Source organism: Deltaproteobacteria bacterium, from assembly GCA_016709225.1.
GTDB lineage: Bacteria > Myxococcota_A > Polyangia > Nannocystales > Nannocystaceae > Xiheibacterium > Xiheibacterium phototrophicum.
Window position 1 is genome coordinate 1,134,563 of record JADJEE010000012.1, and the last position, 26,147, is coordinate 1,160,709.

Genomic DNA, 26,147 nt, shown 5'->3' on the forward strand with positions numbered 1-26,147 from the left:
GGCGGGTCGTCAGCCGAGCTTGGCCTCGCGACCGCCGAGCTTCTCGAGCCAACCACCCATGTGGGTGATCGTCGAGGTCATCAGCTCCGGCGACGACGCCAGGGTCTCGACCTCGGTGCGCAGGCGCTCGGTGCCGCGGCGGATCCGGCCGGCGACGGTGCCGAGCGGGATGTCGAGGGCGTCGGCGAGCTCGGGCGCGCTGAAGCCCTCCCAGTAGTAGAGCTCGAGGATCATCTGATCGTTGAGCGGCAGCCGACGCAGCGCCTGCAGGAGCAGCTGTTGCTCGGCGTGCTTGGCATAGCCGGTGCTGACGCCGGGGCCGATCGCGGCGAGCGACATCTCGTCGGCGTCGAGATCGGTTCGCTTGCGTCGCACGAAGCCGAACAGCACGAAGCGCGCGGCGCCAAACAGGTATGCGCGGAAGGTGCCGTCGTCGCGCAGGCGATCGCGGCCCTGGACGCACGCGAGCATCGTCTCCTGGATCAGATCCTCGATGCCGCGATCGGTCTTGTTGCGGAAGAAGCGGAGCAGCGCGGTGTAGTGGCGCCCGAAGAGCTGGTTGCCGGCGGCCTTGTCACCCGCCCGCCAGCGGGTGAGCAGGTCGCGGTCGACTCCGTCGGCCTCGTCGTTGGTGTCACTCACGACGGGTGAAAGCGTAGCGCTGATCACCGGGGCTGCGCAGCCGGATCCCAAGGGGCGGCAACGCGGGCGAAAACGAGGCCGTGGGAACCCAGCCGTCCGGCTCGCGACCGCGCCGGCTCGCCCGAGCTGGCGCGAGGCGGCCCGCGCGAACGACAGCGAATTGGGCAACCAGCGCAGCGGTTCGCGCTTGCACGCGCCGATGCGATGCCGCGAAGATGACGATGAACGGTCCTCGCTGCCCCGCGAACAGACCGCGACACCGTCGGCATCGAACGCGCGCGCTCCCCCGCCTGGGATCGCGTCCGTGGCCCCCCACCACGAGAGAGCTCGACATGCGCCCCAGCCCCCGCCTCGCGTCCCTCGCCCTGCTGCTCGCTCCCGCCCTCGCCGCCTCGCCGTCCGCAGCGTCCGCTGCACCTGACGGGTTCGTCGAGCGACCGCGTGGCGGCTACGTCCCCAGTGAGGCGGTCGAGCTCGTCGATCCGAAGGGCCCGAGCTACGCCGGACCCCCGCACATCCTCTTCCTCAATCGCTGCACCGGCGGCGAGACCATCGACCCCGGCTACGACGACTCGACCACGAACCACTCGTCGATCCTGAGCGGCCAGGTCACCTTCCCCGAGTTCCCCTACGGCGATGGCTCGTGGGGCGTGGTGATGGAGAACAGTCGCGAGTTGTTCGCGCCGTTCAACATCCAGGTCACCGACGTCGATCCCTCGCCCTCGCCCCACGACGAGGTCATCGTGTGCGGCTCGGCCGAGCAGGCCGGCTTCGCCGGCGCCGGCGGGGTGGCACCGTTCGCCTGCGGCATCATCGACAACCCCATCACCTACGTCTTCGCCGAGACCATGGGCAATCAACCCGAGGCGATCGCGATCGTGATCGGGCAGGAGGCCGCGCATGCGTGGGGCCTCGACCACGAGTACAAGTGCGACGACCCGATGACGTACCTGCAGTGGTGCGGCGACGTGGCCTACCAGCAGGGCGCGTACCCCTGCGGTGAGTACAGCGAGCGCGCGTGCTCGTGCGGCGGCAACACGCAGAACTCCTACCAGATGATCCTCGAGGCGTTCGGCGCCGGGGTGCCCGACACGCAGTCGCCGATCGCGACCGTGACGAGTCCGACCGACGGCGCCACCTACGACGTCGGTGCAGAGTTCATGATCGCGGTCGATGTCACCGACGACGTGCAGGTGGTCGAGGTCACGCTGTACATCAACGGTCAGCCGCAGGGCTCGGACAGCAGCGAGCCGTTCGGCCCGTGGCCGGCACTCGACACCCCCGAGGGCACCTACGACATCTACGTGGAGGCGACCGATTTCGCCGGCAACGTCGGCACCAGCAACACCGTGACGATCGAGGTCGGCCTCGGCGGTGCGAGTGGTGGCTCGGCCAGCGCGGGCGATAGCGGCGGCTCGGCCAGCGCAGGCGACAGCGGCGGCGTCGACACGGCCGACGGCGGCAGCGATCCCGATGGTGGCGGGGGCGGCAGCGGCGGCGCGACGGCCGACGGTGACGACGCCCTCCCGCCGGCGTTCGGGGTCGGCAACGACGACGCGCTCGGCTGCGCGTGCACGGCCCAAGCGACGGGCGACAACGCGCTGCCGTGGCTCGGTCTGTGGATCGTGTGGGCGAGCCGACGTCGCCGCCGCACGTGAGCTCGAGTCGTCGCGCCCGCCCGCGAAGGCGCGGCGCCGTTGACCGCCGTCGCGTCGGCCGGGCAGACTGCCCGACGATGCGACGGATCTCGATCGCCGTGCTCGCGGCCCCGCTCCTCGGTGCGTGTGCGGGCTCGCCGGTGGAGTCGGCGGGCGGGGACTCCACCAGCGGCACAGTCGAGGACTCCACGGGCGTGCCCGCCACGACGACGAGCACGGGCGACGACGACCACGCGGAGGCCAGCACCGCTGCCGACGGCGACGGCAGCGGCAGCGCCGACGCGCCCGATCTCGGCACGCCCGCCCTCGGTGCGCCCTACCCCGTCGTGTTGGTGCACGGCTTCTTCGGCTTCGACGAGCTCGCCGGCCTCGAGGCCGCGACGTACTTCAACGGCGTGGTGCCGCGGCTCGCCCTCGATGGTGAGCTCGAGATCTACACGCCCGCGCTCGACCCTTTCAACGACTCGACCGTGCGCGGGATGCAGCTGCTCGAGCACGTCGAGGCCATCGTCGCGAGCACCGGACGCGCCAAGGTCAACCTCGTCGGTCACTCGCAGGGCGGCCTCGATGCACGGGTGGTCGCTCACCTGCGCCCCGACCTCGTGGCCTCGGTGACGACCATCGCGACGCCGCACTTGGGCACGCCGATCGCCGACCTCGTGCTCGACGGCGGCGGCCCGGGCGGCCAGGCGCTGGCCGACGAGCTCGCGCAGCTGCTCGGCGGCGTGTTGTGGTCGGAGCTCGACGGCAACAGCTCGGTCGCGGTCGCACTGGCGCAGCTCGGCAGCGAGGGCATCGCGACCTTCAACGCGACCTACACCGACGCGCCGGGTGTGCCGTACCGTTCGATCGGCGGCCGCTCGTCGCTCGCCGGCGTCGACGACGACTGCGAGGCCGCCGACGTGCCGGACTACATCGCGGCGTTCGAGGATGCCCGCGATCCGGTCGACCCGGCGCTCGCGATCGCGGCCGGCATCCTCAGCGCCGACCTCCTCGATCCGATCGCCAACGACGGCCTGGTGCGCGCGATCGATGCCCACTGGGGCGAGTTCCGCGGCTGCATCCCCGCCGATCACCTCGACGAGGTCGGCCAGCTGTTCGGCGATGGCCCCGGCCTGGGCAATCCCTGGCAGCACCTCGAGTTCTACGCCGCGTTGGTGGCCGAGCTGCGCGACGACGGGTTTTGAGGCTTCCTCGATCGCTTGGTCGCGCCCCATGACCTTCGGAGGATGGTGCGCCGCGATCGCGCGGGCTACCCCTGTCTTGCGTGCCTCACCTTGCCCGATGGTTCTTCGTACCGTGGCTCTGCGGCTGCGCCGAGGGCTTCGATCTCGTTCCGCCGACGGTGGACGAGGACCGCAGCTTGCCGGCGCTCGAATGGAACGGCTCGCGGTTCCATGTCGTGCGCGAGGGCGCCGACGACGGCACCCCGATCGTGTTCCTCGCCGGCGGGCCCGGCAACGACGCGTCGTATCTACGTCGGCTGGACACGACCTGCGACGGTCGATGGCTGGGCGAAGATCACCCGCTGGTGTTCTGGGACCAGCGCGGCTGCGGGCTTTCGCGACGGCACCGCGACGACCTGCTCGAGATGGAGGTGTTCCGCGAGGACCTCGACGGCCTGGTCGACCTGCTCGACCCCGCGCGCGAGGGCGTCATCCTCGTCGGTCACTCGTGGGGTGGCATGTTCGCGACCGACTACACCGATCGCCACCCCGAGCGCGTGCGCGGGCTCGTGCTGCTCGAGCCTGGCGAGCTCACGCAGGAGCTACTCGACGACAACCCGACCCCCAGCATCGTGACGCCCGCCTCGGAGTGGGTGAACGACTTCGGCTGGGGGCAGGAGCTGGTCACGCTCGACGACCACGCGCGGCTCGACTTCTACGCGTTGCTGGCTGCAAAGGATGCGCAGGCCTACCGCGTCAACCGTGAAGAGGCACCGAGCGTGCGGCTCGGCGGCGCGGTGATCCGTCAGTCGTTCCTCGGCAACTTCTACCCGCCCGACTACGACTTCACCCGCAACCTCGACCGCTTCACCACGGAGGTGCTCGTGATCGCCGGCGACACCCCCACCAGCGATCTCGGCGCCGCGCTGCAGCGTCGGCAGTTGCCATTCTTCGTCGCCGCCACACTCGAGGTCTTCACGGGCGACGGGCACACGGATGTGGTGTGGGCCGATGGCTGCCGCGCGGCGGGCTCGATCGCCGACTACCTCGCACGCATCGAGGACGACCGATGATCGCGACGTACCTGTTGGTCGCCATGATGTCGGAGCTGCCGACCGTCCCGATGACGCGCGATCGCGGACGCCCCACCGCGGTCGGGCTGAGCAGCGGCTACGACGACGCTCTGCTGCCCCTGTCGCTGTCGTATGCCACCGGCTTCGCGCTCGCCGGGCGCGCGCTGAACCTGGGCGGGGCGCTGACGATGCCGATGCTGCGGCCAGGCGCGTCCGACCTCCGCGGACGCGTCGACACCGAGATCGAGCTGAACCGGAGACTCGGTTGGATGGTTCGCATCGCCCACGGCTGGTCGCTCACCGGCACGCAGAACACCGCGTTTCGAGCCATCGGCCTCGCGACGCGCGTCGGAGTCACCGCGGGCTGGGCGACCCATCGCTTCGCGATCGGAGCCGAGCTGGTCGCCGGACTCACGGTGTTCACCACGATCCGAACCACCGCGTGGGCGCGCGAGATCGGCGGGCTCACCTTCACCCGCGGCACCCTGGGGGCGCCGGCCTGGGCGCTCGAAGCCGGGGTCCGCGCGGGGGTGCGGCTGGGCCGCTGCGAGCTGTTCTTGCGCGCCGGGTTCGACCGCAAGGGTCGGTACAATCTCGCGATCCCGCCGGTGTATGCCACGCTCGGCGTGGCGGTTCGCTGGGGCGCCGACGAGTTCCGAGGCCGCCCACGACGCGCACCGAGACGACCGCGCGCATGATCGAACCAGCGTCAACCCACGATCGCACGGACGGCCCCAGCGAGGTGTCGACGCTGTTTCGTTGGGGCAGCCAGGTGGTGGCGGCCGCCGGCTGGGGGAAGTCCTTGTTCACCCAGCCGCACATCTCCTTGCTCGTGGCCGGCGTGGTGTACAGCGCGGCGCTGTGGCTCGCGACCGGCAAGGTGACGTCGCGGACGCGCGCGGCATCCCACGCGATCGCGGTGGCGTCGCTCTTGGCCTGCATCGCGAGCAGCCAGGGCGAGGCGCTGGTCTCGTTCGCGCCGCTCATCCCGATCATCGCGCTCGCCTGGGGACTACGTGCGGCCTTCATCGTGATGACAGCCGTGACCCTGTGGTCGTGTGCCATCGCGCTGTACATCGGCGAACAACCGACGGGCCTGTCGCAGATCTTCATCGCGATGTTCGGCAGCGGCGTGTTCTTGGTCGAGTTCTCCCGTCTGTTGCTGCGCGAGCGCGAGACCGCCGACGCGATCGCCCGCCAGGCGCAACGGATCGCGGAGCTCTCTGCCGTCGTCGAGCGACACCGCGTCGCCCAGCAGATGCACGATGGGATCGGCCACTATCTGTCGGCGGCGATCGTCCAGCTCGAGATCGCACGGATGAACCGGCAGGCCGCGCCCGAACGCGTCGCCGCCGGCGTCGATCGTGCGCGTGAGCTCGTCGCGGACGGCATGGCCGAGGTCCGGCGCGCTGTCGCTGCCCTGCGCGAGCACGCACCATCATCGTTCGAGGCAGCGGTCAGCGAGCTGATCCAGGCGAGCGAGGAGGCCGGCATCCCCGTGGATTTGTTCCGCCACGGTGCGGAGCGACGCCTGAGCGCCGAGGCTGCGTGGGCGCTGTACGCCACGTTGCAGGAGGCACTGACGAACATTCGCAAGCATGCGCGCGCCGCTCGCGTGCGCGTCGACCTGCGATACCTCGACGAGGCGGTCGAGCTCACCGTGGTCGACGACGGCGTCGGAGTCGCGACCATCGAGCCGAGCAACGGCCTGCGCGGCATCGAGGCGCGAGCGGCGGTGCTCGGCGGTTTCGCGCGGTTCAACTCCACCCCCGACGGCGGGTTCGAAGTCACGCTGCGACTGGCGACATGACACCGATCCGCATTCTCTTGGTCGACGACGCCGAGGTATTCCGCGGCGGCATCCGCTCGTTGCTGGCCGACGTCCCCGAGTTCACGATCGTCGGCGACGTCGGTGACGGTCGGGCTGCGCTGCGCTGCGCCGCCATCGAGCGACCCGACGTGGCGCTGGTCGACCTGCAGATGCCCGAGTTCGATGGCGTCGAGGTCACCCGCCGCCTCCGTATCGATCTGCCCAGCTGTCGCGTGGTCGTACTCACCGCCTTCGACGACGACGACCGTCTGTTCGCGGCCCTGCGTGCCGGCGCGAGCGGCTACTTGCTCAAGGACATGTTGGCGCCGCGACTGATCGAAGCGGTCCGTGCGGCGGCGCGCGGCGAGTCCGTGCTGGCCTCGCGCGTGGTCGGCAAGGTCATCGCCGAGTTCGCGCGGTTGCCGGCCCGCAAGACCCCCGAGGGCATCGCACTCTCGCCGCGCGAGGGCGAGGTCCTGCGCCTGCTCGCCCGCGGCGCGGTCAACAAGGAGATCGCGGCCACGCTCGGCATCAGCGAGGGAACCGTCAAGAACCATCTGACGAGTCTGTTCACCAAGCTCGGCGTCAGCCATCGCACCCAGGCGGCCCTGCGCGCGCGCGAACTCGGGCTGCTGTGATTCCGAATCGGCGGCGGCTCAGCGAGGCATCCGCCGCGCGACCCACAGGCCCAACGCGATGACCCCGACGGTCGCGATCGCCATCGCGGTCGCCACCGGTGGCAACGCAGCGCCGAACATGAACGCGACCGTCGCGAGCACGCCGGGCAGCTGCGTGATCGAGGTCGACAGCAACATCGCGTCGTACTCGCAGGAGACGCGCTCGGCCTCGGTGCGGCGCGCCGCCGGCAGCTTCGCGAGCGATCGCGCGACCAGCCACCGCTGCACGGCCGCGGCGACTGGGATCGCGACCACACCGAGCGGCACCGCGATCCACGTCCACGGCGTGATCGCGGGCCGCAGCCACAGTCGCACCTCGTCGAACTCCGGCGGGAACGTCAGGCGCCGCATGCCGGTCTCGACCAGCATCGCCAGCGGCGTCGAGGTCGCGACCACGGCCAGCACGCCGTAGAACTTCGCGCGTCCCGGGGCCGCCATGCCCGGTCAGGATCGCCGATCACGAACCGTGCGTGAAGCGACTAGTACCTCGACTAGAACCGCATGGCGAACGACACCCCGAGCTCGTGCGCCCCTGCGGTCGGGGCGAGCCGCGCGTTGCGCCGGCGCGCCGCACCACCGACGGCGAGCAACGGAACGCCCACCAGCACACCGACCGCGGCCACCGTCGCAAGCCCGATGACACCGCGGTTCACGGCGCGCCCGCGTTGGCCGAGATCTTCGAGGTGCGCCATCTCGTCGGCCCCGGGGACAGATCCGCCGGACGCCTCGCTCGCCAACTCGTAGTCGCTCTCGATCCTCCGCGCACGGGGCATCAGCGCGACCACACCGATCGCCGCCGCGACGCCGAGGCCGAGCACCACACCGCCGGCGATCATCATGCGTCCAGCCTGCCTGCGATCGAGCGCCGGCGCGTCCGTCCGCGCCGTGCGAGGCTTGGCGCGCGCATCGGGGGCCGTCGGCGTGGGCGCAGGGATGACAGCGGCGCCTTCGATGTCGATGCGAGCGAGCATCGAGATCGCGCGGGCTCGGTCGTCGCGCTCGGCGGTCGTCAGCGCGTGCTGGGGCCGATCGACCCACGCCACGAAGCCCTCGAGTAGCGGCCGCGCGGTCGCGAGGTGCGTGCGATCGCCATCGCGCTCGAAGGCACGCACGTGGGCCTGGCCGAGATCCAGCTCGAGCACGTGACGCGCGGCGTTGAGCTCGGGCTCGGTGGCCATCAGCGCATGGGCCTGCGTCCAGTGGGTCACGGCCTCACCGTAGTCGCCGGCCTCGTAGGCCGCGAGCCCGCGGCGGAAGTGGGCTCGCGAGAGCTCGACCGCCGGGTCGGCCGCATCGGCCACTGCAGGCTCGGGCGTGACCTCGGCGGCGGGCTCGGGTGCGAGCGTCTCCGCGGGCTCCGCCGGCCCGCGACGCGCCGCGGCATGCACCCCTGGGGGCAACGCCAGCGCGACGACGGCCACGAGCGCGGTGAGGGCGGGCGACACGGCAACGCGGCCGGAGCCGAGGCGCCGCACGGGCGAGCGAAGGTCGAGGGACATCATCGTGGGCACTCCTTGGAGCCGAGCAGGCCGGTCTCGTCGGGGTGGTAATCGCCACCCACCGACCGATTGCCCCGCGATGTTCTTTTTCTCCGCGACCTCGTCCGGGCTCACGGCGACCTCCGCAGCCCACGCAGACCCGCCGCCCACGCGTCGAGGTCGGTGATGGTCGAGTGCACCAGCTCCGGCCGAGCGCCCAGCGCCTCGACCTCCTGGACCAGCAGCTCGCGTGCGCGTCGGAGTCGTGTGCGGATGGTGCCCTCGGGCACGCCCAACACGTCGGCGAGTTCGCGACCGCTGCACTGCTCCCAGTAGAACAGCTCGAGCAGGATCTGGTGGTCGATCGGCAGCCGTCGAAGCGCGTTCAGGACCAGTGTCTGCTCGTGATCGCGGTGCAGCAGCGACGACGGTGAGGCCGCAATCGCGGCCACGCTGTCGTTGCCGGGCTCGATCCGCTCGGCGCGGCGCTGCTGGGCGAAGAACACCAGCAGCTGATTGCGGGCGATCGCGAACAGCCACGTGCGAAAGCTGCTGTCGCCGCGGAAGCCCGCGCCGCCCTCGAAGCACGCCAGCAACGTGCGCTGCACCAGCTCGTCTGCGGCGGCGTCGGCCTTGTTGCGGAAGAAGCGGTAGAGCGGGTCGAAGTGGCGTTCGAACAGCGCCTCGGCGGCCTCGGCCTCGCCCGCGCGCCACGCCGCGAGCAACTCGTCGTCCCCCCGCTCCACGCCAGCATCAGACTACACGTCGCGCGCCACCTCGGCGCGCGTGCCCAAGACGGCTGTCGCTGCTCGCGGCGGTACCATAGGATCGCAGCCGTGGCGGCCGACGAACCCGACACCGGGGAGGCACCGGCGCCGCCGACCGCAGCGCCGGCCCAGATCCGCGCCGCGATCAAGGCCCGCGTGCTCGCGGCGTCGCTTGGTGGCGCGGCCCCGCAGCGTCCGCCGCCGAGCATCGATGGGCGCTACCGCCTGCTGCACGAGCTCGGTCGCGGCGGCATGGGCACGGTGTGGGCCGCCGAGGTGCTGCCGATCGGCAAGCGTGTGGCGCTCAAGCTGCTGCGTGGTCGCCACGGCGACGGCGGTGGTCGATTGCTGCGCGAGGCCCGGGCGGCCTCGGCCCTGCGCCACGATCACATCGTGCGGGTCGACGACTTCGGGATCGATCCCGAGGCCGGCCCCTATCTCGTGATGGAGCTGCTGCAGGGGCACTCGCTCGCCGTCGAGATCGCTCGGCACGCGCCGCTGCCGTGGCCGCGGGTCGCGGGCATCCTCGTGCAGCTGGCCGAAGCGCTCGCGGCAGCCCATCGCGCCGGCATCGTCCACCGCGACCTCAAGCCCGCCAACGTGTTCCTCGTGGCGCGCGAGGGCGGCCTCGATCACTGCAAGCTGCTCGACTTCGGGCTGTGCAAGCCGCTGCCCGCGGCCGAGTTCGATGGCACCCTGACCGCCGGTGACATGCGCATGGGCACGCCCGGCTACATGGCACCCGAGCAGATTCGCGGTGAGGCACTCGATGGTCGCGCCGATGCCTACGCACTCGGATGCATTGCGTTCGAGCTGCTCACCGCAGAGGTGCCCTTCGCCGAGCTCCCGCGCAGCGAGCTGCCCAAGGCACACCTCGAGCGCGCGCCGCCGTCGCTGCGTGCGATGGTGCCGACGCTGCCCGCCGCGGCGGCGCAGCTGCTCGAGCAACTGCTGGCGAAGACGCCCGAGCAGCGCTTCGATGATCTCTCGACGTTCGCAAGCGCGCTACGCGGCCTCGTCGACGCTCACCTGCGTCGTGACGTGACCGTACCCGCCGATGGGCCTGCCGACGGATCCGCAGCCGTGCCCGCGGCCAGCACCGCGCCGCGGCGGCGAACTGCGATCGCGATCGCGGTCGTGCTCACGCTCGGCTTCGGTGTCGGTGCGCTCGGGGCCCTGCTCACGCAGCGCCCCGCACCGGCCGTGACCGACGACGATGCCGCCCCGGCCCCCGCGACCGCGCCCGCGCTCGAGGCCGCGATCACACCCCATCGATCGATCGCGCCCGCGACTGCGCCGCGCTCACCACCATCACCACAGCCGGCGGCGAGCACACCGTCGTCCGACGTGACGCGCGGCGCCATCGAGTCAACGCCCCCGCCGCGTCGCACACGGGCCGGCGCGCGACGGCCCACCGTCGCGCCGGCTCCCCAATCGACGGCGATACCGTCCGCGTCCGAGCCCACCGCCGCGCCGGCGCCCAAGCCCACGCTCGTCGATGGCATCCGCGATCCCTTCGACGCGCTGTAGCGCGAGCACGGGCGCCGCCGCTACGGCGGTGCCAGGTGGAACTCGATGCGACGGTTCTTCGCGCGGCCCTTGGCGGTGCGGTTCTCCGCGATCGGCTCGTCGGGCCCCGCGCCCCGCGTCGTCATCCGTGCGGCGTCGATGCCCGCGTCGGCCAGCCACTTCGCGACCGCTTCGGCGCGCCGCCGCGAGAGATCGAGGTTGTGCTCACGCGAGCCGGTCGCATCCGTGTGTCCCGAGATCTCGACCTTCGCGCCGGGGAACTTCTCCAGCAGCGCCGCCGCGCGTTCGAGCACCGGCTTCGAGGCGGGCGTGATGGTGTCGCGATCGAGATCGAAGGCGATGCCCTCGAGCGTGCCAGTGAACGCCGCGAGCTCGCTCGGCACCGCGTCGGGGCAGCCGTCTGCGTCCTCGAAGCCGTTGCGGGTCTCCGGCTGCTCGACGCAGCGATCGTCGCCATCGACGATGCCATCGCCGTCGCGATCGCTGGGTGCGGGCTCGCTCGACGCGGGCTCGCTCGACGCGGGCTCGCCCACCGGCGGCGCGCTCGCGGGCGTCGGAGCTACGACCGGAGGCGTCGACCCACCATCGATCAGCACGGTGCCGCCGTGGCAGCCCTGCTGCCCCGGCCGACACCCGGGTCGTGCAGCGGCGTCGCGCACCTCGTCACCCGCGCCGGGGCCGACACGCGGCGAAGCGTCGCCTCGTACCGGCGGCGCGGTGCGCTTGCGACCGAGTGTGACGGACACGCCGAGCAGCGCCTCGAGCGTGCCCGTGACGCCCCTGTCGACGCCGCGCTTGGCGGTGACGACGTCGCGAACGTCGAGCCGCAGCGCGACGTAGCGGTGCATGAACACCTCGATGCCGGCACCGAAGTGCAGCGCCGCGTCGATGTCCTTGCCCAGCGCCGAGCGCCGGCTCGAGACCCCGAACGCGCCAGCACCCGCGAGCACGAACGGCACCACGCTCGAGAAGCCCAGCCGCACCATCACATGACCGCGCACGCCGTAGAGCGTGGCTGCGCGATCGCCCACGGTCCGCGCCGGCATCGCCCCACCTTCGATCTCGACACCCAGCACGCGCAGCGGGAAGTAGCCCGCGCGTAGCCCGAGATCCGCGGCTGGCTTGCGCAGGCGCGACCAGCCTTGGTTCGGCAGGTCGATGTCGGCCTCGAACAGCTCGAGGCTGCCCGACGGCACCATCACGCCACCCCACACGCCGAGCTCCCACTGGCCGCGCTCGGGGGCCCAGCGCTCGATCCACCGCAGTCGTCCACGCGCGGGCGAAGGTGCGACCGCGATCGGGCCATCATGGGCCAGCAGCGACACGCGCCCGATCTCGATCGTGTGCGGCGCTGCGCCGGTGGTCAGCGTGAGCGTACCGTCGGCGGCATCGCGATCGGCCCGCACGCGCACGTGCCAGTGCCCCGACGCATCGCGCACCGGCGTGTCGGCGTGATGACCTGCCGAGGTCGCGGCGTCGATCGTCGACGGCACGAACTCACCCGAGCTCAGCGTCAGTGTCAGCTCGACCTCGGCGCCGCGCTGCACCGACACGCTGCCGCTCGCGTCACCGCCCTCGGCGACCACCGCCCACGGCACCACTTCGATCGACAGCGGCGCGGCGTCGTTGCAGCGCACGGCCGCGGCGCCGGCAGTCGCGAGCACCTCGGTCGCGCTGCCGTCGGGCGCGATGCAGGTCGAGCCCTGCGCGCCGGAGATCACGGTGCCGGCCGGCACGCGCAGCGGCGGTGGCAGGGCGTCGTCGACCGCAGCCGCCGGCGCGAACACGGTGCCATCGGGCAAGGTCAACGTCGCAGTGGTGACGTGTACGGCGTGCGCGTCGTTGGGGACGCCCTCGAACGCATCATCGTCGATCGACGCCACCGACAGCCAGTAGTCGCCGGGCGGCAGGCCGTGCAGCTCGACGCGCGAGACCTCGCGCGGCGCGATCGCGTCGGCGACCACGTCGCGACCGTCGGGCTTGCGCGCCAACTCGATGCGGTACGATGCGGCCTTGGGCTCGGGCTGCCACGCCGCCACCACACTGGCACCGCGGGCACCGATCGAGACGAATCCGCTGAACTGATCGGCGGCCCACGCCGGCGGCGGCGGCAGCGGCTTGGGCTTGCTCGGGGCCTTGCGCGGCTCGACCTTCGAGCCCATGCGACTGGCGACCTTGACCTCGAGCTTCGACGGGCCGCGCCCCCGCACCGTCGCGCGACCGGTGCCGTGGTTGGCCACCCGCGAGGTACCGCCGTCGTCGACGGTGACCAGTGCCTTGCCGCCGACCAACTCGGTCTGCGCGCTCGGGCTCTCGACCTTCAGCGTCGCGCCACCGGCGAGCTCGCCCAGGCGCGATCGCAAGGCCCCGCGATCGAGCGTCGCCGAGGTCGTCATCCGACGCGCGGTGTTCTGACTGGCGCCGAAGATGATGACCAAGGTGTTCTCGCGCAGCTCGAGCACCGAGGTGTCGCGGAAGGTCAGCTCGGCCCACGCGCGCGCCAGCGTGTTCACACGCCAGCCACGGAAGAGATCGAGGCCGATGGCGGCGGCGTCCCACGCGTCGGCGTTGGCGGCCTTGGCCTCGACGCTGCGGCGCGTGCCGGTGACCTCGGCGTCGGGGCCGGAGCCCTGGGCGGTCGCGACCCGCGGCAGCAACAACATGCGCCCCGCCTCGAGGTGATGCGGCGTGGGGCCCATGCCGGGGTTGTACTGGTGGATGATGTCGTAGCGCTTCGCGTCGCCGTAGAAGCGCTTGGCGATCGCGGCACAGGTGTCGCCGTCGACCACGGTGTACTGGAACGTCTCGACGGTGCCGGCCTCGGGCGCCGGCGCGGTCGCGAGCGCCACTTGGACGATGCTGGGGATGGATGACGACCACATGATCAGCTTCGTTGCTCCCGACCGGCGCGATCGAACAGCCGCCGGACCTTGCGCGCGAGATCGTCGATGCGAATCGGCAGCACGAGCACCTCGCGCACGCCGAGCCGCAGCAGCGTCGCCAGCTGATCGACCTCGCCGGCCAGGGTTGTCGCGACCACCGGCACGCCGGTGGCGGTGAGACGCGCGAGTCGCTCGGGCGGTTGCCCGATGGCGAGCACGACATCGATCAGCTCCGCCCGGGGATCGACACCGTCGTCGAGCGCGATGGGCTCGATGCCGTTGCTCGCCAGCGACAGCGTCTCCTCGTGGGTCAGCCGCCCGACGATCGCGAGCCGCACCCCGTCGCGCGGGAGCTCGATCGTCAGCGGCAGCTCGCCGTCGGTCAGCGTCTGCTGCACCGGCTTGACCGAGACCATCCGCGCCGCACGCCCCTGCAACGGCAGCGCATCGCGCCCGCGGTGGCGCTCGCCCGTCAGCGTCCGTCGCACCAGCGACAGCTGGGCGAGGACATCCGACGCAACGGGGCGATCGGCCTCGCGCTTGGCCATCATCTGCACCACGAGTTCGTCGAGCTCGCCGGGGATGCCGACCTCGGGCGCGCGCTCGCGTGGGCGCGTGGGTGCGACGTAGAGGTGTTGCGTGAGCACGTTGACCTGACTGCCTCGGAACGGTGGCACGCCGGTGACGAGCTCGTAGAGCACGCAGCCGAAGGCGTAGATGTCTGCCGGCGGGCCCACGTGCAGGCCCTGTGCCTGCTCGGGCGCGAGATAGGCCGGTGTCCCGACCACCAGCCCCTCCCGCGTCATGCGACCGAGCTCCGCACCGCCGTCGATGAACGCGAGCCCGAAGTCCACCACCCGTGCGCGCAGCGGCGGCTCGACGAAGATGTTCTCGGGCTTGAGATCGCGGTGGACCAGCGAGATGGCGTGGGTGGCGACCAACAGGTCGGCGAGCTGGGCCGCGAGCTCGACTGCGTCGCCGAGCGGCATCGGCACGCCCTCGGCCATGAGGCTGCGTAGCACCGCGCCGCTCAGCAGCTCCATTGCGATGAACACCAGGTTCTCGTCGACGCCGACGTCGTAGATCTCGACTGCGCAGGGGTGGTGGAGCACCGCCGCGACCCGGGCCTCGCGCATGAAGCGGTCGACGCCGCTGCTGCTCTCGAAGATGCCGGGCAGCAGCACCTTGAGCGCGACTCTACGACCGAGGTTGAGCTGGGTCGCCTGGTAGACGCGACCCATCCCGCCCTCGCCCAGCGGAGCCTCGACGCGGTAGCGGTCGCCGACGATCGTACCGGCGGGCAGGTTGTCGGGGCGGCGGCTCAAGGCACCAGCTCGTAGAGTACCAGCGGCTCGGCTCGCCCTGCGATCGGACGCGGGCCCAGCTCGACGAAGCGGAATCGATCGCCCGCCAGTCGGCGGGTCTCGGCCGTCACCAGCACCTGCTGCGGCCGTGCGATCGCCTCGAGGCGCGCGGCGACGTTCACCACATCGCCGATGGCGGTGTACTCCATGCGACGTTCGCTACCGATGTTGCCGACCACCGCCTCGCCGGAGTTGATGCCGATGGCGATCTGGATCTGTACGCCGTGGCTGCGCTGCCACCCGGCGTTGCCGGCCTCGAGCCACGAGAGGATCTCCTCGGCTGCCGCGGCCGCCCGCGCGGCGTGGTCGGGCAGCGCCGTGGGTGCGCCCCACAGCGCCATCACGCAGTCACCGACGAACTTGTCGATGGTGCCACCGTGGCGGAACACGATTTCGGTGATGATCGTGAACAGCTCGTTGAGCAGCTGCACGACCTGCTCCGGCGGCAGCTTCTCGGTCAGCGGCGTGAACGCGACCACGTCCGCGAACATCACCGTCAGCGGCACCCGCTGCCCGCCGAGCGCCATGTCCTGCTCGCGGCGCACGACCTTGTCGACCAGCTCGGCCGGCAGGTAGCGACCGAGGTCGGCCCGGATGGCGTGCTCGGCCTGCAGCCGCTGCTCGCCGACACGCAGGTCATCGGCGGCGCGGGTCATGGCGCGGGCCAGCAGCGCGACCTCGTCCTGGGTCTGGATGTCGATGCGGCTGTCGAACTCCCGCCGCGCGATGGCGCCGGCGTAGGCGGACAGCTGCTCGAGCGGCGAGGTCACCCGCCGCGACAGCACCACGCTGGCGCCGATCGCCAGCACGATCGCGACAGCGATCGTGATGAGCACGATGTTGCGCATGCGCTCGACCGGCGCGTAGGCGAGCTCGCGCGTGGTCTGGGCCGCGACCGCCCACGGGCGATCCGCCAGCGCGACGACGGTGCCGACCATCTCGACGCCGTCGTCGGTGGTGAACTCGCTCGCGCGGGAGAACCGTGACGGTAGCTCGATGCGCTCGAAGCCGTCGAGGATGCCGGTAGCCGGCAGCGTGGCGAGGCTGTCGACCAGCTCGCGATCGGGGTGCGCGAGCACGCGGCGGCGCGCATCGACCACGAACACGCCGCCGGGGACGTCGGTGAAGTGGGTGTCGGCGAGCGACTCCACGCGATCGTCGATCGCCGCGGTCGACAGCCACGTCGCCGCAAAGCCGGTCACGCGCTCCTGCGCGCGCAGCGGTACCACCACGGGCACACGTGGGCCGAGCGCGGTCGCGACGACCTCACCGACCGCGAGGTTCTCCCGCGCGGCCACCTCGCGCAGCCCCGCGTCGAGCTCGTGCGGCGGCCCCAGCTCCGCCGCCGTGCGCTCGAGGATCGGCGTGATGAGCGAGCCATCCGCGGCGTAGACCGCGACGTGATCGAGCGCCTCGCTGCTCTCGACCACGTGCACCGCCGTGTCGATGCGAGCATCCTCGTCCATGGTGCCGTCGGTCAGGGTGCGACCAACCACCTCGAGATCGTCCTGCGCGTGGGTGAACTCGGCCGTGATGGCGTGGGCGACGTCCTGCAACACCGCGATCTGCAGCTCGCGCTGCGAGGTCTGCACGGTGTCGCTGGTCAGCGCCATCGCGGCCAGCCCGACGCCGACGATGCTCGCGATCAGGAGCGCGCCGGCGAAGATTGTCAGCTTGAGGCTGAGCGGGAACCGCACCCGCGGCCGCGGGGCCACCTCGGTGCGCGCGTTCACCGGGTGCCGCCGCTCGCGGGTGGCGCAGTCTCGGCGACCGCAGCGAGGATCGTCGCTCGGAGCTGCGCCGCGCGCTCGGCCCGTTGCTCCGCGGTCCCAGAGAGCACGCCGTCGATGGCCTGGACGCAGCCCATCAGCGCCGTGCGCAGCGGCCCCTCGGCGAGCGTGGCAGCGGCGATCGTCGCCGCGGCGTGGGCGTCGGACAGTGGATCGCGTCGGCCGTCGGCGGCGGCCTCGGCGAGGCATCGCAGCAGCTCGGCGATGCGATCGCCGCCATGGCTCGCCGCGACACCCACCGGCGCGATCGCCTCGGTCTCGCCGTAGGTCGCATGGACCATCGATGACGGCGCAACCGCGACCGCGACTGGCAACGGCAGCTCGAACCAGAACCGCGAGCCGCGTCCGGGCGTGCTGATCACCCCGATGCGACCGCCGGAGGCCTCGATGATGCGCTTGCAGATGACCAGCCCGAGCCCCGAGCCCCCGCGCGCGCGGCTGTCGGAGGCGTCGAGCTGCGAGAACTTCTGGAACAGTCGCGGTTGATCCTCGGCCGCGATGCCGGGCCCCTGGTCGGTGACCTCGACGCGGGCGAACGCGCTGCGCTGCATCATCGCGATCTTCACCGTGCCGCGCGTCGGCGAGAACTTGATGGCGTTCGACAGCAGGTTGACCAGCACCTGCACCAGGCGGTCGCGGTCGGCGATCAGCTGTAGCTCGATGCCATCGGCCGAGCCGTGGTCCAGCGTGACACCGATGTGCGCGGCGAGCCCCGCCATCTCGTGCATCGAGGCTTCGATCACCTCGCGCAGCGCCAAGGACTGTCGCTGCAGCTCGAGCAGGCCCTCCTCCATCTTGTCGAGATCGAGCATGTCGCTGATGAGCCGCACCAGACGATCGGTGTTGATGCGCGCGATCTGGACCAGCTCGTGGGCACGCTCGGGCAGCGCCCCCACGACCCCACCCTCGAGCAGGCCCAGCGAGCCGCGGATCGAGGTCAAGGGCGTGCGCAGCTCGTGGCTGACGATCGACAGGAACTCGTCCTTCATGCGCTGGACCCGAACGCGTTCGCTGACGTCGGTCGCGACCCCGACCACGCCGTCGATCTCGTCGCTGGACCCGAGCAGCGGCGAACACCGCACCTCGAAGGCGAGCCGCCCGATCTGCACGGTGGTGACGCCGATGTCGCCCCGCAGCGCCGCATCCACGATCTCGAGCAGCGCCGGCATGTGGGCGTAGCTGGTGAAGATCGAGCTGCCGACCTGCTCGGGACCCGCGAAGCCACCACCGCCGGCGCCCATGCCTTCGACGAGGGTGAAGACGCCGCGGGCGTCGAGCGAGAACAACACCAGCGGCGCGCCGGTGAGGATCGTGCGCAGCCGCGCCTGGCTGCGCTTGAACGCAGCCTCGGTGCTGCGCGGGTGCGTGACGTCTTCGTGGGTGACCAACACGCAGCCGTGCTCGACCCGGCGCACGGTCGTGGTCCAGTGACGCAGCGACCGCGCCTCGCCGAACGCGTACTCGATGCGCCAGGTCGCGATGCCGGCGTCGGCTCGGGCGCGGGCGATGGCATCGGCCACGGCACGCGCCTCGTCGTGCACGCGACTCTCGTCGGCGCGCAACGCCGCCTCGTAGTCGCCCTGGGCGAGGCCGACCCACGGGTGGACGCCGGCCCCGACGCGCCAGCCCGCGTTGGCGTGGACGAGCCGCCCATCGGCGTCGACGATCCCCACCGCCATCGGCAGGGCGTCGAGCACGGACGGTAGCGTCTGCGGGTCGATCATCGAAGGGGCGGCTCGCGTCGGGTCCTCGACGGGTCGCCCCGTGCGGACGAGTGGGACGTCAGATCAAGCGTACACCGAGCAGCAGCGAGGTGATGGTGTCGAGGTTGCGAACGCCCGGCAGCGGCTGGTTCTCGTAGCGCAGCGTGAAGGTGGTCGCGAGCGTGAAGCGGTCCGACAGCGCGACCGTCAGCGCGTTCACCCAGTTCATACGAAAGCGCTTGGCGACCAGGAAGCTCTGCAAGTACTCGAAGCCGGTGTCGAACGTGACGTACTTGCTGAGATTGTTGGTATAGCCGGCGAACAAGCGCGCGGCGTGGTTGACCAGCGTCTTGGGCGGGCGCGTGCCGGTGAGCGCCTCGGAGGTGTCGCGGCCGTCTTCGCTGCGGAGATCGAACTGGAAGTCGTAGCCGACCTCGAACCACAGCTTGTGCTTCTCCTCGGCCAACGCGTACATCGCGATGCCGGGGTCGACGTTGAGACGCAGATCCAGGCCCTGGAACTTGTCGTAGCGCGCCGTCGACATCAGGAACGCCGAGAAGCGCGGGTGGAAGAACACGTCGTAACGGACCTGCCCCTGCACGTTGCCGACGGTCTGCTTGATGTCGCCTTCGTTGACGCCCTCGGTGGCCGGGTCGTCGCGGACGGCCAGCGCAGCGCGGCCGTAGTTGCCGGCCGCGGCCGCGGTGAACTGGTGGATCTTGCGGCGCAGCAGGAACTTGCCGAGTCCGGTCACCGCCAGCGAGCGCGAGTTACCGGTGTTGAAGATGCCGCCGAAGTTGAGGTTGAGCTCGGTCGCGTCGGTCGACTCGGCCGGCTTCGCGGTCGGGGCCCCGAACTGGCCCGAGCCGCCGAGGTCGGTGCTGCCCGAGCTTGCCGGATCCTTCGTGACTGTACCCGCGGGCACGGCCGGTTCTTCGGCGGTAACGACGTTGGCGTAGGAGACCGCGAGTGCAGCGGCAAGGACTAGGGTGCTCATGGACGTTCCTCTCGTGACGGTTGCGCCGACGGAACCGTCGTGGCTTCACCCCACGACGGCGGGACCGGACGCGCAGCCTGTCCCCAGTGATCGTTGGTCGCGCGACGATGTGCACGCGACAGGCCAAGCGGCGCGGCGATCGATCGCCGCGATCGAAACACAGCGTTGCTTCCTTGGGGCAATTTGCCCCGAGCTCGACGAGGCATCCTCGGACGCGAAGTGGGTCGAACACACGTCCTGCCCTCGCTGGCGGCCACGAGCCGACGATTAGTATACCTTCGGTCGACGAGGCAAGGTTTCTCGTCAACGGCTTTGGGTACACGCGTGGAAAGTTCGCAGTCTTGGTCCGGTCGTGTCCTCGTCGTCGATGACGATGCGGACCTGTGTTCGTTGCTCGTCGCGGGCCTGGCCGCGCAGGGCTTCACCGTCGACGCGCGACAGAACGCGGAGGCTGGCCTCGCTGCACTGATCGAGGTCGAGTACGACGTCGTGCTCGCCGACCTCAACCTACCGGGCATGAGCGGCCTCGAGTTCTGCGCCAAGCTGGCGGCGGAACGCCCGGAGCTGACGGTCATCGTGATGACCGCCTTTGCGAGCATGCGATCGGCGATCGAAGCCATCCGCGCGGGCGCCTACGACTACATCGAAAAGCCCCTCTCCGTCGAGGGCGTGGGCCTGCGGGTCACCCGAATCGTCCGGGAGTGCCGCATCCGCGACGAAGCGGCCCGGCTGCGCGAGCTGGTCGCACCGACCACCGGCTTCGGTGGCCTGTCGGGCACGAGCTCGGCGATGCGCAAGGTCTACGACCTGCTGGCGCGCACCGCAGCAACCGATGCGTCGGTGCTCATCACCGGTGAGAGCGGCAGCGGCAAGGAGCTCGCGGCCCGAGCGCTCCACGACCACGGCCCCCGACGGGAGGGACCCTTCGTGGCGGTGAACTGCTCCGCGGTCCCCGAACAGCTGCTCGAGAGCGAGCTCTTCGGTCACACCCGCGGCGCCTTCACGGACGCCCGCAACGACCGCGTGGGCCTGTTCGTGCAGGCCCACGGCGGTACGCTCTTCCTCGACGAGATCGGTGAGATCCCGCTGGCCATGCAGCCCAAGCTGCTGCGCGCGCTCGAGGAGCGCTGCGTCCGTCCGGTCGGCGCCAACAAGGAGGTCGCGTTCGACGTGCGTGTGATCGCGGCCTCCAACCGCGACCTCGAAGCCGCGGTCGAAGAGGGTCGCTTCCGCGAGGACCTGTTCTTCCGCGTCAACGTGATCGGCGTGCAGCTGCCGCCGCTGCGCAACCGCGGCACCGACGTGCTGGTGCTCGCGCAGCAGTTCATCTCGCGCTTCGCGACCGCGAACGCCAAGACGGTGAACGGTCTCACGGGCGCTCGCTGCCCAGCGCATGTGCGACTACGACTGGCCCGGCAACGTCCGCGAGCTCCGCAACAGCATCGAGCGCGCGGTGGCGCTCGTGCGTGGCGAGGAGATCGACCTCGCGGACCTGCCTGAACGCATCCGCACCCATCACCGCAATCATGTGGTGATCGCGGCCGACCCCGCGACGCTGGTCCCGCTCGAGGAGGTCGAGCGTCGCTACATCGCGCGGGTGGTCGAGGCCGTCGGGGGCAACAAGACCCTGGCGTCCAAGATCCTCGGTCTCGATCGCAAGACGCTCTACCGCAAGCTCGAACGCTATCGCGCCGCCGGCGATGGCGCCTGACGCTGGCCCGCGGCCTGCACCCAGCGCCCGCACCCGATGTCTACCGAACGATCGATCGCGAAGGTCTTGCTCGTCGACGACGACGACGACGTGCGACTCATCGCACAGATGGCGCTGCGCGACGTCGGGGGTTGGCCGACGATTGCGGTCTCGACCGGTCGGGCCGCGATCGCGCTGGCGCCGACCGAGCGTCCCGACGTGATCCTGCTCGACGTGATGATGCCCGACATCGACGGCCCGACCGCCCTGCGGCTGCTGCGGGCCGATCCACGCTCTGCCGCGATCCCCGTCATCTTCATGACCGCCAAGGCCCGCGCCTCGGAGTCGGCGCGCTACCTCGAGCAGGGGGCCGCGGGGGTCATCGCGAAGCCGTTCGACCCGATGACGCTCGCCGAGCAGGTGCGCGCGATCGTCGAGCGGACGCGCCAGGGCCAGCGGCCGTGAGCGACACACCCGCGGACCCCCGCGAGTCGCTCGCCGCGGTGATCGCTGCCTTCGGCGCGCGCCTGCCCGGGCGCGTGCGGGAACTGACGGACGCGCTCGCGCGAGCCCGCGGTGGCGACGCGACGGCAACCGCCGAGGCGCACTCGCTCGCGCACCGCCTGGCGGGGACGGCCGGGTCATACGGCCACGTCGAGGCCGGACGCCACGCCGCAGCGATCGAGGATCAGCTGGGTTGCGATGCGCCCGACTGGGCCGCCGTCGATGTGGCCCTCGCCGCGCTCACGGCGTCAGCGGCACGACCTTGAACTCGATGCGCCGGTTCTTCGCGCGGCCGGCCTTGGTGCCGTTGTCGGCGATCGGGGCATCGGGCCCCTCGCCCCGCGTCTTCAGGCGATCGCCCTCGACACCGGCATCGACCAGGTACTGCTTGACGGCCTCGGCGCGCGCCTGCGACAGCGCGACGTTGGCCTCACGCGCGCCGGCGTCATCGGTGTGACCGACGATCTCGATGCGCACGGTGGGGTTGTCCTTCAAGGTCTTGACGACCTTGTCGAGCACCGCGCGCGAGCTGGGCCGGATGGTCGAGGCGCTGCTGTCGAAGGTGATGCCTTCGATGACGCCGGTCAGCTGTTGCAGCGCTGCGGGTGGCACCGCGGGCGCCTCGTCGGGGCAGCCGTCGGCGTCCTTGAAGGCGTTGTGCGTCTCCGGCTCGGTCTCGCACTCGTCCTTGCCGTCGAGCACGCCGTCGCCGTCGGTGTCGGGCACCGGACAACCACCCGCACCGTCGCCCCACTGCTTGGGACAGCGATCGCGGGTGTCGGGCACGCCGTCGTTGTCGGCGTCGCGGTCGGTCGGGCAGCCATCGTCGGTATCGGCGGCCTCGAACGGGCAGGCGTCGTCGCGATCGTAGAGACCGTCGTCGTCGCGATCGAGCTTGCGGGGTCGCAGCAATCGCCGCAGTCGCACCGTGAGGTCGAGGCCGAACACCAGCTCGCCATAGCTGCGCGGCGAGGCCCCCTCGCCCGGCGTGACGATGTGCCGGCCGTCGACCCGCATCGCGAGCCACTGGTTGGCGTGGATCTTCAGGCCCGGGCCCCACACGAACGCGCTGTCGAGGTCGTGCAGGATCCGCGGCGTCGCACGGAGCCCGACCAGACCACCACCGAGCGCGAGCGTCGGTGTCACGCGGTACGGCAGCTGTCCGAAGACCAGCATGCGGAAGGTGTACATCGAGGTCTTGGCGCCCTCGCTGGGGCTGCGACCGGGCATGCCGCCGACCTCGAGCGAGACGCCCAGGAACGACAGCACGTTGTAGGCCACGCGCACGCCGCCCGCGAAGGCACCGCGTTGCAACGAGGGCCGCGGGCCGAAGCCGGCGTCCCACAGGCCGTGCCGCTTGGGCAGGAAGAAGCCACCGAGGTAGAAGCCCACCTCGAGTGTGTCGCGCTGCGGGATCCAGCGCTTGATCCACGGCTTCTTGCGCTCGATGCCCTTCGCGGCGGCGCCACGGTTGCGATCGAGCGGGAGGTAGGGCTCGGGCTTGGCATCGGCGGCCGAGGACTTGCTGCGCTTGCCCTTGGCCTTGCTGCGCTTGCCCTTGGTGCCCTTGGCGTCGACCTCGACGCTCGCGCTCGCCTCGGGGGCCTCACGACGCGGCGGCGCGGCCTCGTCGTCGGTGGCTTCGTCGGCACTGGGCGCGGCCTCGTCGTCGCCGACCTCCACGGTGTCGTCCGAGGAGTCGGGCTGTGCCGCGAGAGCCGAAGGCGCGAGCGCCATCGCCATCGCCATCGCAGCGCGTGGGGCCCAAACACCCGAGAAACGGACGAGATGCGCTGCGGTCACGGTGGTCGCCGTGGGCAGCCTACGCCATCGCGGCGCGCGGGGTCAAAAGCCGGGCACGTTCGCAGCTCGGCGCGCCGGCGCCGTCGGGCAGCGTACGCCGCGATCGGTGCGCGGCCACCTGCGCAGGCCTTCAACCGAGCTGGCACACCGCGTCGGTGTCGAACTCCGCCTCGTAGTCGACGTCGGCGACCTCGAAGCCCCGCGTGCGCGCGTACTCGGCCAGGAAGCGATCGTGCAGCGCGAGCGGGAACGCGTCGCCGGGCTTCGAACCCTCGAAGCGGCGCGCCAGCTCCGACTGGATGTCGGCCTGCAGCTCGCGATCGTCCATCCGCAGCAGGTGGTCGGCGTCGAGGGTCGGACCTGCCGCGCCGAAGTGATCGTCGAACATGCGCTGCATCGACGCCAACGGATCCTCGAAGCGATCACCCATCACCTCGAGCAAGTGGGCGAGGTAGAACGGCACGCCGGGGATGCCGCCCGAGGCCTCGGTGACGACCGCGGGCCCCTCGACCGCGATCGCGCGACCGCCGTACTCGCGCTTCGCGATGGCATCGAGCGCGCGGGTCTGGAACTCGAGGTCGGCCTTGGCGAGCCCGATGAGCCCCTTGCGGTACACGCCCTCGTTGAGCGGGTTGCCGCGGTAGCTGATGGTGAGCAACGTGAAGCCGGGTGCGAGCACGCCGGCGGTGCTCAGCGCATCGACCCACTGCGCGACCACGCCACCACCCATCACGAACACGGTGGCGATGGCCTCCTCGGGCGACCCCGGCGGGATCTCGACGGTCGAGACCTGCGGCATGGTGTCGCCGTCACGCCCGCTGAAGGTCTTGATCGTCACGCTCTGCCCGAGCGGTCGCAGCGCGCTCGCGACGGCATTGCCGGTGCGAGGATCGATGGCCCGCGGCGCGGCCAGGGCCCACACGATGCCGTCGAGCTTGCCGCCGAAGTGCGTACGGATCTCGTCGACCACCTGGGCCATCATCGCGGGGGCGAAGGCATCGCCGTCGAGCGAGCGCGCGGTGAGCCCCGCGGCCCGTAGACCGCGCTCGATCGCGAGGTTGCGATGGAAGCCGGGCGATCCGATCTTGCGGATCTTGTTGCTGCTCTCGGGGTTGGGCTGGGCGTCGAACGAGAGGTTCAGCGTGTGGGCGCCGCGGCGCAGGCCCAGCACCGCCCGCGCGGCGCTGCCGAAGCCGCCCGAGCCGCCGACCACCAGCCAGTTGCCACCGCTGCCGGCCGCGGGTGCCGTCGTGGGCTTCGCACGCGCCATCATCGACTCGGCACCGCGCTGGGCCCCGACGGGGTGGAAGTTGCCGGGGTGGATGACGTTGCCGAGTGCGGGCACGAAACGGAACTGGAACTTCGGAATCGACAGCAGCATGGGCGGACGCGATGGTGACAAACAAAGCCGGTGCCTGGCCACCACTTCGCCGCGGGAGCTGCCACAGGCGTCACGCCCCGCCGCAAAGCCGCTTGAGCGCAGGATCGCTTTGGGCTATGCCGGCGCCACGATGATGCGCGTCCGCGAAGTGGTGTGGTCGCTGGGGTTCGCGGCGCTGCTCGGCTGCGGCGCCGGACAGGGCAAGCACCTGCAGGCCGTGACACCGCCCGATCCGCCAGCGGTGCCCGAAGGCTTCGACGCCAAGGACGAAGCCGCGCTGCCGCAGCACCGTGACGCCGCGATGGCGGCCTGCGCGTGGTACCTCGACGTCGCGCCGGCGACCGCCGACGGCAAGCGATGGGTGCGTACCCGCGACTTCGCGATCGACTGGATCGAGGCGATGAACGACCCGAAGCTGCCGGTGTTGCAGCCGGTGGTCGCCTACGTCGCGACCGACCGTCGCTACATGTACGGCGCGTACATGCGCGCGGCGTATCAGTGCGGCAAGGCCGAGTACCTGCTGCGCATGCACGACGCCGACATCGACGTGCCGGAGTTCAGCATCGAGGCCGAGACCGCGGGCATCGAGGCCATGCAGCGGCTGTTCCGCGCGATCGCCGAGTGGGACCCCAAGTCCTACTCGAAGCGGCTGCGCAAGTACGCGCGCAAGCACAAGCATGGCAAGCTCGAGCCCTTCATCGCCAAGCTCATGGGCAAGAAAGAGCGAAGCCGCCGACGCTGACCTTCTTGGGGGGGCAAGCGCGGCGGCTCGGGTGTCACCCACGGCGTGGCCGCAAGTGACGTTCAACGGTGATCGATCACTCGCCGGTGATGATCGTGCAGTGCTGCTGGTAGACCACGCCGAGGATGTCCATGGTCTTGTAGTCGAGCGTGTCGACGCGACCGATGCCACCGGCCTTCTTGGCGCCGTCGAGGCTCATGTCGCCCCACGAGGCCACGCCCAGGACGCCCGAGGCACACGCCTTGCCGGTCTTCGGGCCCGGACGAGCGGTGTCCGAGATCTGCATCTGGGTCGAGGGGTTGATGCCCTTGGCGCCGGCGTAGATGCCACCCACCGGCGGCTGGTAGCCGAGCGCACCGGCGCAGCCGGTGCCGAGGACGGAAGCGAGGACGAGGGACGAGAAGATACGTGCGCGCATGGGATTGATGCTCCGTTGGATGCGACGACGTTCCGCGAAATCGGTTGCACGGAAGTGCACGTCGCGCGGCGG

The 26,147-nt window shown here is 71.1% G+C and carries 22 protein-coding genes and 1 pseudogene; 11 read left to right on the forward strand and 12 right to left on the reverse strand.

Going from position 1 to position 26,147, the window contains the following annotated elements; translation table 11 throughout:
- Positions 1–9 precede the first annotated feature (9 nt).
- On the reverse strand, positions 10–642 hold the full coding sequence (locus tag IPH07_29625; GenBank protein MBK6921596.1) for a sigma-70 family RNA polymerase sigma factor: 633 nt from the start codon (positions 640–642) through the stop codon (positions 10–12).
- Positions 643–974: 332 nt separating this feature from the next.
- On the opposite strand from IPH07_29625, the gene IPH07_29630 reads away from it, so the two are divergent.
- From IPH07_29630 to IPH07_29655, 6 genes are all read left to right on the forward strand, one after another.
- Positions 975–2,300 carry a hypothetical protein gene (locus tag IPH07_29630; protein MBK6921597.1) on the forward strand — a complete coding sequence of 442 codons (1,326 nt, stop codon included), beginning with the start codon at positions 975–977 and terminating at the stop codon, positions 2,298–2,300.
- Between the two features lie 77 nt (positions 2,301–2,377).
- Positions 2,378–3,487, forward strand: coding sequence for an alpha/beta fold hydrolase (locus IPH07_29635; GenBank protein ID MBK6921598.1), 1,110 nt, complete (start codon positions 2,378–2,380; stop codon positions 3,485–3,487).
- An 80-nt stretch (positions 3,488–3,567) separates the two neighbouring features.
- A complete protein-coding gene (locus IPH07_29640) occupies positions 3,568–4,539 on the forward strand; it encodes an alpha/beta hydrolase (protein ID MBK6921599.1) in 972 nt (323 codons plus the stop codon).
- The gene (locus tag IPH07_29645) at positions 4,536–5,237 is read left to right on the forward strand and encodes a hypothetical protein (GenBank protein MBK6921600.1); all 702 of its coding nucleotides are present in this window, start codon (positions 4,536–4,538) and stop codon (positions 5,235–5,237) included. Before IPH07_29640 ends, IPH07_29645 begins: the two co-directional genes overlap by 4 nt.
- Positions 5,234–6,349 carry a sensor histidine kinase gene (locus tag IPH07_29650; GenBank protein MBK6921601.1) on the forward strand — a complete coding sequence of 372 codons (1,116 nt, stop codon included), beginning with the start codon at positions 5,234–5,236 and terminating at the stop codon, positions 6,347–6,349. Before IPH07_29645 ends, IPH07_29650 begins: the two co-directional genes overlap by 4 nt.
- Positions 6,346–6,987: a response regulator transcription factor gene (locus IPH07_29655; GenBank protein ID MBK6921602.1), complete on the forward strand. Its 642-nt coding sequence runs from the start codon at positions 6,346–6,348 to the stop codon at positions 6,985–6,987. The genes IPH07_29650 and IPH07_29655 overlap by 4 nt, the downstream gene beginning before the upstream one ends.
- An 18-nt stretch (positions 6,988–7,005) precedes the next feature.
- On the opposite strand, the gene IPH07_29660 is transcribed toward IPH07_29655, so the two are convergent.
- The 3 genes from IPH07_29660 to IPH07_29670 all read right to left on the reverse strand — a co-directional run bounded on the left by IPH07_29660 (position 7,006) and on the right by IPH07_29670 (position 9,250).
- Positions 7,006–7,464: a hypothetical protein gene (locus IPH07_29660; GenBank protein ID MBK6921603.1), complete on the reverse strand. Its 459-nt coding sequence runs from the start codon at positions 7,462–7,464 to the stop codon at positions 7,006–7,008.
- 53 nt (positions 7,465–7,517) lie between these two features.
- Complete coding sequence (locus tag IPH07_29665) at positions 7,518–8,528, reverse strand: hypothetical protein (protein MBK6921604.1); 1,011 nt, start codon at positions 8,526–8,528, stop codon at positions 7,518–7,520.
- Between the two features lie 107 nt (positions 8,529–8,635).
- A complete protein-coding gene (locus tag IPH07_29670) occupies positions 8,636–9,250 on the reverse strand; it encodes a sigma-70 family RNA polymerase sigma factor (GenBank protein MBK6921605.1) in 615 nt (204 codons plus the stop codon).
- A gap of 90 nt (positions 9,251–9,340) precedes the next feature.
- Here IPH07_29670 and IPH07_29675 point away from each other — a divergent pair, with 90 nt between their 5' ends.
- Complete coding sequence (locus IPH07_29675; protein MBK6921606.1) at positions 9,341–10,801, forward strand: protein kinase; 1,461 nt, start codon at positions 9,341–9,343, stop codon at positions 10,799–10,801.
- A 20-nt stretch (positions 10,802–10,821) separates the two neighbouring features.
- Here the strand turns inward: IPH07_29675 and IPH07_29680 are convergent, their stop codons facing one another.
- From IPH07_29680 to IPH07_29700, 5 genes are read right to left on the reverse strand one after another with little or no spacing between them, the layout of a single operon-like run.
- Complete coding sequence (locus tag IPH07_29680) at positions 10,822–13,683, reverse strand: OmpA family protein (protein MBK6921607.1); 2,862 nt, start codon at positions 13,681–13,683, stop codon at positions 10,822–10,824.
- A gap of 2 nt (positions 13,684–13,685) precedes the next feature.
- Positions 13,686–15,008, reverse strand: a complete 1,323-nt coding sequence (locus tag IPH07_29685) for a serine/threonine protein kinase (protein ID MBK6921608.1) — start codon at positions 15,006–15,008, stop codon at positions 13,686–13,688.
- Positions 15,005–16,780, reverse strand: coding sequence for an adenylate/guanylate cyclase domain-containing protein (locus tag IPH07_29690; protein ID MBK6921609.1), 1,776 nt, complete (start codon positions 16,778–16,780; stop codon positions 15,005–15,007). The genes IPH07_29685 and IPH07_29690 overlap by 4 nt, the downstream gene beginning before the upstream one ends.
- On the reverse strand, positions 16,777–18,561 hold the full coding sequence (locus tag IPH07_29695) for a PAS domain-containing sensor histidine kinase (GenBank protein MBK6921610.1): 1,785 nt from the start codon (positions 18,559–18,561) through the stop codon (positions 16,777–16,779). Before IPH07_29695 ends, IPH07_29690 begins: the two co-directional genes overlap by 4 nt.
- Before the next feature lie 58 nt (positions 18,562–18,619).
- Positions 18,620–19,537: a DUF481 domain-containing protein gene (locus IPH07_29700; protein MBK6921611.1), complete on the reverse strand. Its 918-nt coding sequence runs from the start codon at positions 19,535–19,537 to the stop codon at positions 18,620–18,622.
- A gap of 381 nt (positions 19,538–19,918) precedes the next feature.
- On the opposite strand from IPH07_29700, the pseudogene IPH07_29705 reads away from it, so the two are divergent.
- The 3 genes and pseudogenes from IPH07_29705 (at position 19,919) to IPH07_29715 (ending at position 21,997) form a co-directional block, all read left to right on the forward strand.
- Positions 19,919–21,248: pseudogene (locus tag IPH07_29705) on the forward strand (sigma-54-dependent Fis family transcriptional regulator).
- Positions 21,249–21,284: 36 nt separating this feature from the next.
- On the forward strand, positions 21,285–21,692 hold the full coding sequence (locus IPH07_29710; protein MBK6921612.1) for a response regulator: 408 nt from the start codon (positions 21,285–21,287) through the stop codon (positions 21,690–21,692).
- Positions 21,689–21,997, forward strand: a complete 309-nt coding sequence (locus IPH07_29715; protein ID MBK6921613.1) for an Hpt domain-containing protein — start codon at positions 21,689–21,691, stop codon at positions 21,995–21,997. Before IPH07_29710 ends, IPH07_29715 begins: the two co-directional genes overlap by 4 nt.
- On the opposite strand, the gene IPH07_29720 is transcribed toward IPH07_29715, so the two are convergent.
- Both IPH07_29720 and IPH07_29725 read right to left on the reverse strand, forming a co-directional pair.
- On the reverse strand, positions 21,972–23,468 hold the full coding sequence (locus IPH07_29720) for an OmpA family protein (protein ID MBK6921614.1): 1,497 nt from the start codon (positions 23,466–23,468) through the stop codon (positions 21,972–21,974). The two genes, IPH07_29715 and IPH07_29720, sit on opposite strands and share 26 nt — an antisense overlap.
- A gap of 196 nt (positions 23,469–23,664) precedes the next feature.
- Entirely contained in the window at positions 23,665–24,915 is a 1,251-nt protein-coding gene (locus IPH07_29725; GenBank protein ID MBK6921615.1) for a hypothetical protein, read from the reverse strand.
- 130 nt (positions 24,916–25,045) lie between these two features.
- Here IPH07_29725 and IPH07_29730 point away from each other — a divergent pair, with 130 nt between their 5' ends.
- Positions 25,046–25,657, forward strand: a complete 612-nt coding sequence (locus IPH07_29730; GenBank protein ID MBK6921616.1) for a hypothetical protein — start codon at positions 25,046–25,048, stop codon at positions 25,655–25,657.
- Positions 25,658–25,733: 76 nt separating this feature from the next.
- On the opposite strand, the gene IPH07_29735 is transcribed toward IPH07_29730, so the two are convergent.
- On the reverse strand, positions 25,734–26,075 hold the full coding sequence (locus IPH07_29735) for a hypothetical protein (GenBank protein MBK6921617.1): 342 nt from the start codon (positions 26,073–26,075) through the stop codon (positions 25,734–25,736).
- Positions 26,076–26,147 lie beyond the last annotated feature (72 nt).

What these genes read in the sequence shown, in the direction of transcription:
- IPH07_29630 (MBK6921597.1), top strand. Translation starts at nt 975, where the DNA reads ATGCGCCCCAGCCCCCGCCTCGCGTCCCTCGCCCTGCTGCTCGCTCCC.
- IPH07_29635 (MBK6921598.1), top strand. Translation starts at nt 2,378, where the DNA reads ATGCGACGGATCTCGATCGCCGTGCTCGCGGCCCCGCTCCTCGGTGCG.
- IPH07_29645 (MBK6921600.1), top strand. Translation starts at nt 4,536, where the DNA reads ATGATCGCGACGTACCTGTTGGTCGCCATGATGTCGGAGCTGCCGACC.
- IPH07_29650 (MBK6921601.1), top strand. Translation starts at nt 5,234, where the DNA reads ATGATCGAACCAGCGTCAACCCACGATCGCACGGACGGCCCCAGCGAG.
- IPH07_29655 (MBK6921602.1), top strand. Translation starts at nt 6,346, where the DNA reads ATGACACCGATCCGCATTCTCTTGGTCGACGACGCCGAGGTATTCCGC.
- IPH07_29660 (MBK6921603.1), bottom strand. Translation starts at nt 7,464, where the DNA reads ATGGCGGCCCCGGGACGCGCGAAGTTCTACGGCGTGCTGGCCGTGGTC.
- IPH07_29665 (MBK6921604.1), bottom strand. Translation starts at nt 8,528, where the DNA reads ATGATGTCCCTCGACCTTCGCTCGCCCGTGCGGCGCCTCGGCTCCGGC.
- IPH07_29680 (MBK6921607.1), bottom strand. Translation starts at nt 13,683, where the DNA reads ATGTGGTCGTCATCCATCCCCAGCATCGTCCAAGTGGCGCTCGCGACC.
- IPH07_29695 (MBK6921610.1), bottom strand. Translation starts at nt 18,561, where the DNA reads ATGATCGACCCGCAGACGCTACCGTCCGTGCTCGACGCCCTGCCGATG.
- IPH07_29700 (MBK6921611.1), bottom strand. Translation starts at nt 19,537, where the DNA reads ATGAGCACCCTAGTCCTTGCCGCTGCACTCGCGGTCTCCTACGCCAAC.
- IPH07_29710 (MBK6921612.1), top strand. Translation starts at nt 21,285, where the DNA reads ATGTCTACCGAACGATCGATCGCGAAGGTCTTGCTCGTCGACGACGAC.
- IPH07_29720 (MBK6921614.1), bottom strand. Translation starts at nt 23,468, where the DNA reads ATGGCGCTCGCGCCTTCGGCTCTCGCGGCACAGCCCGACTCCTCGGAC.
- IPH07_29725 (MBK6921615.1), bottom strand. Translation starts at nt 24,915, where the DNA reads ATGCTGCTGTCGATTCCGAAGTTCCAGTTCCGTTTCGTGCCCGCACTC.
- IPH07_29730 (MBK6921616.1), top strand. Translation starts at nt 25,046, where the DNA reads ATGATGCGCGTCCGCGAAGTGGTGTGGTCGCTGGGGTTCGCGGCGCTG.
- IPH07_29735 (MBK6921617.1), bottom strand. Translation starts at nt 26,075, where the DNA reads ATGCGCGCACGTATCTTCTCGTCCCTCGTCCTCGCTTCCGTCCTCGGC.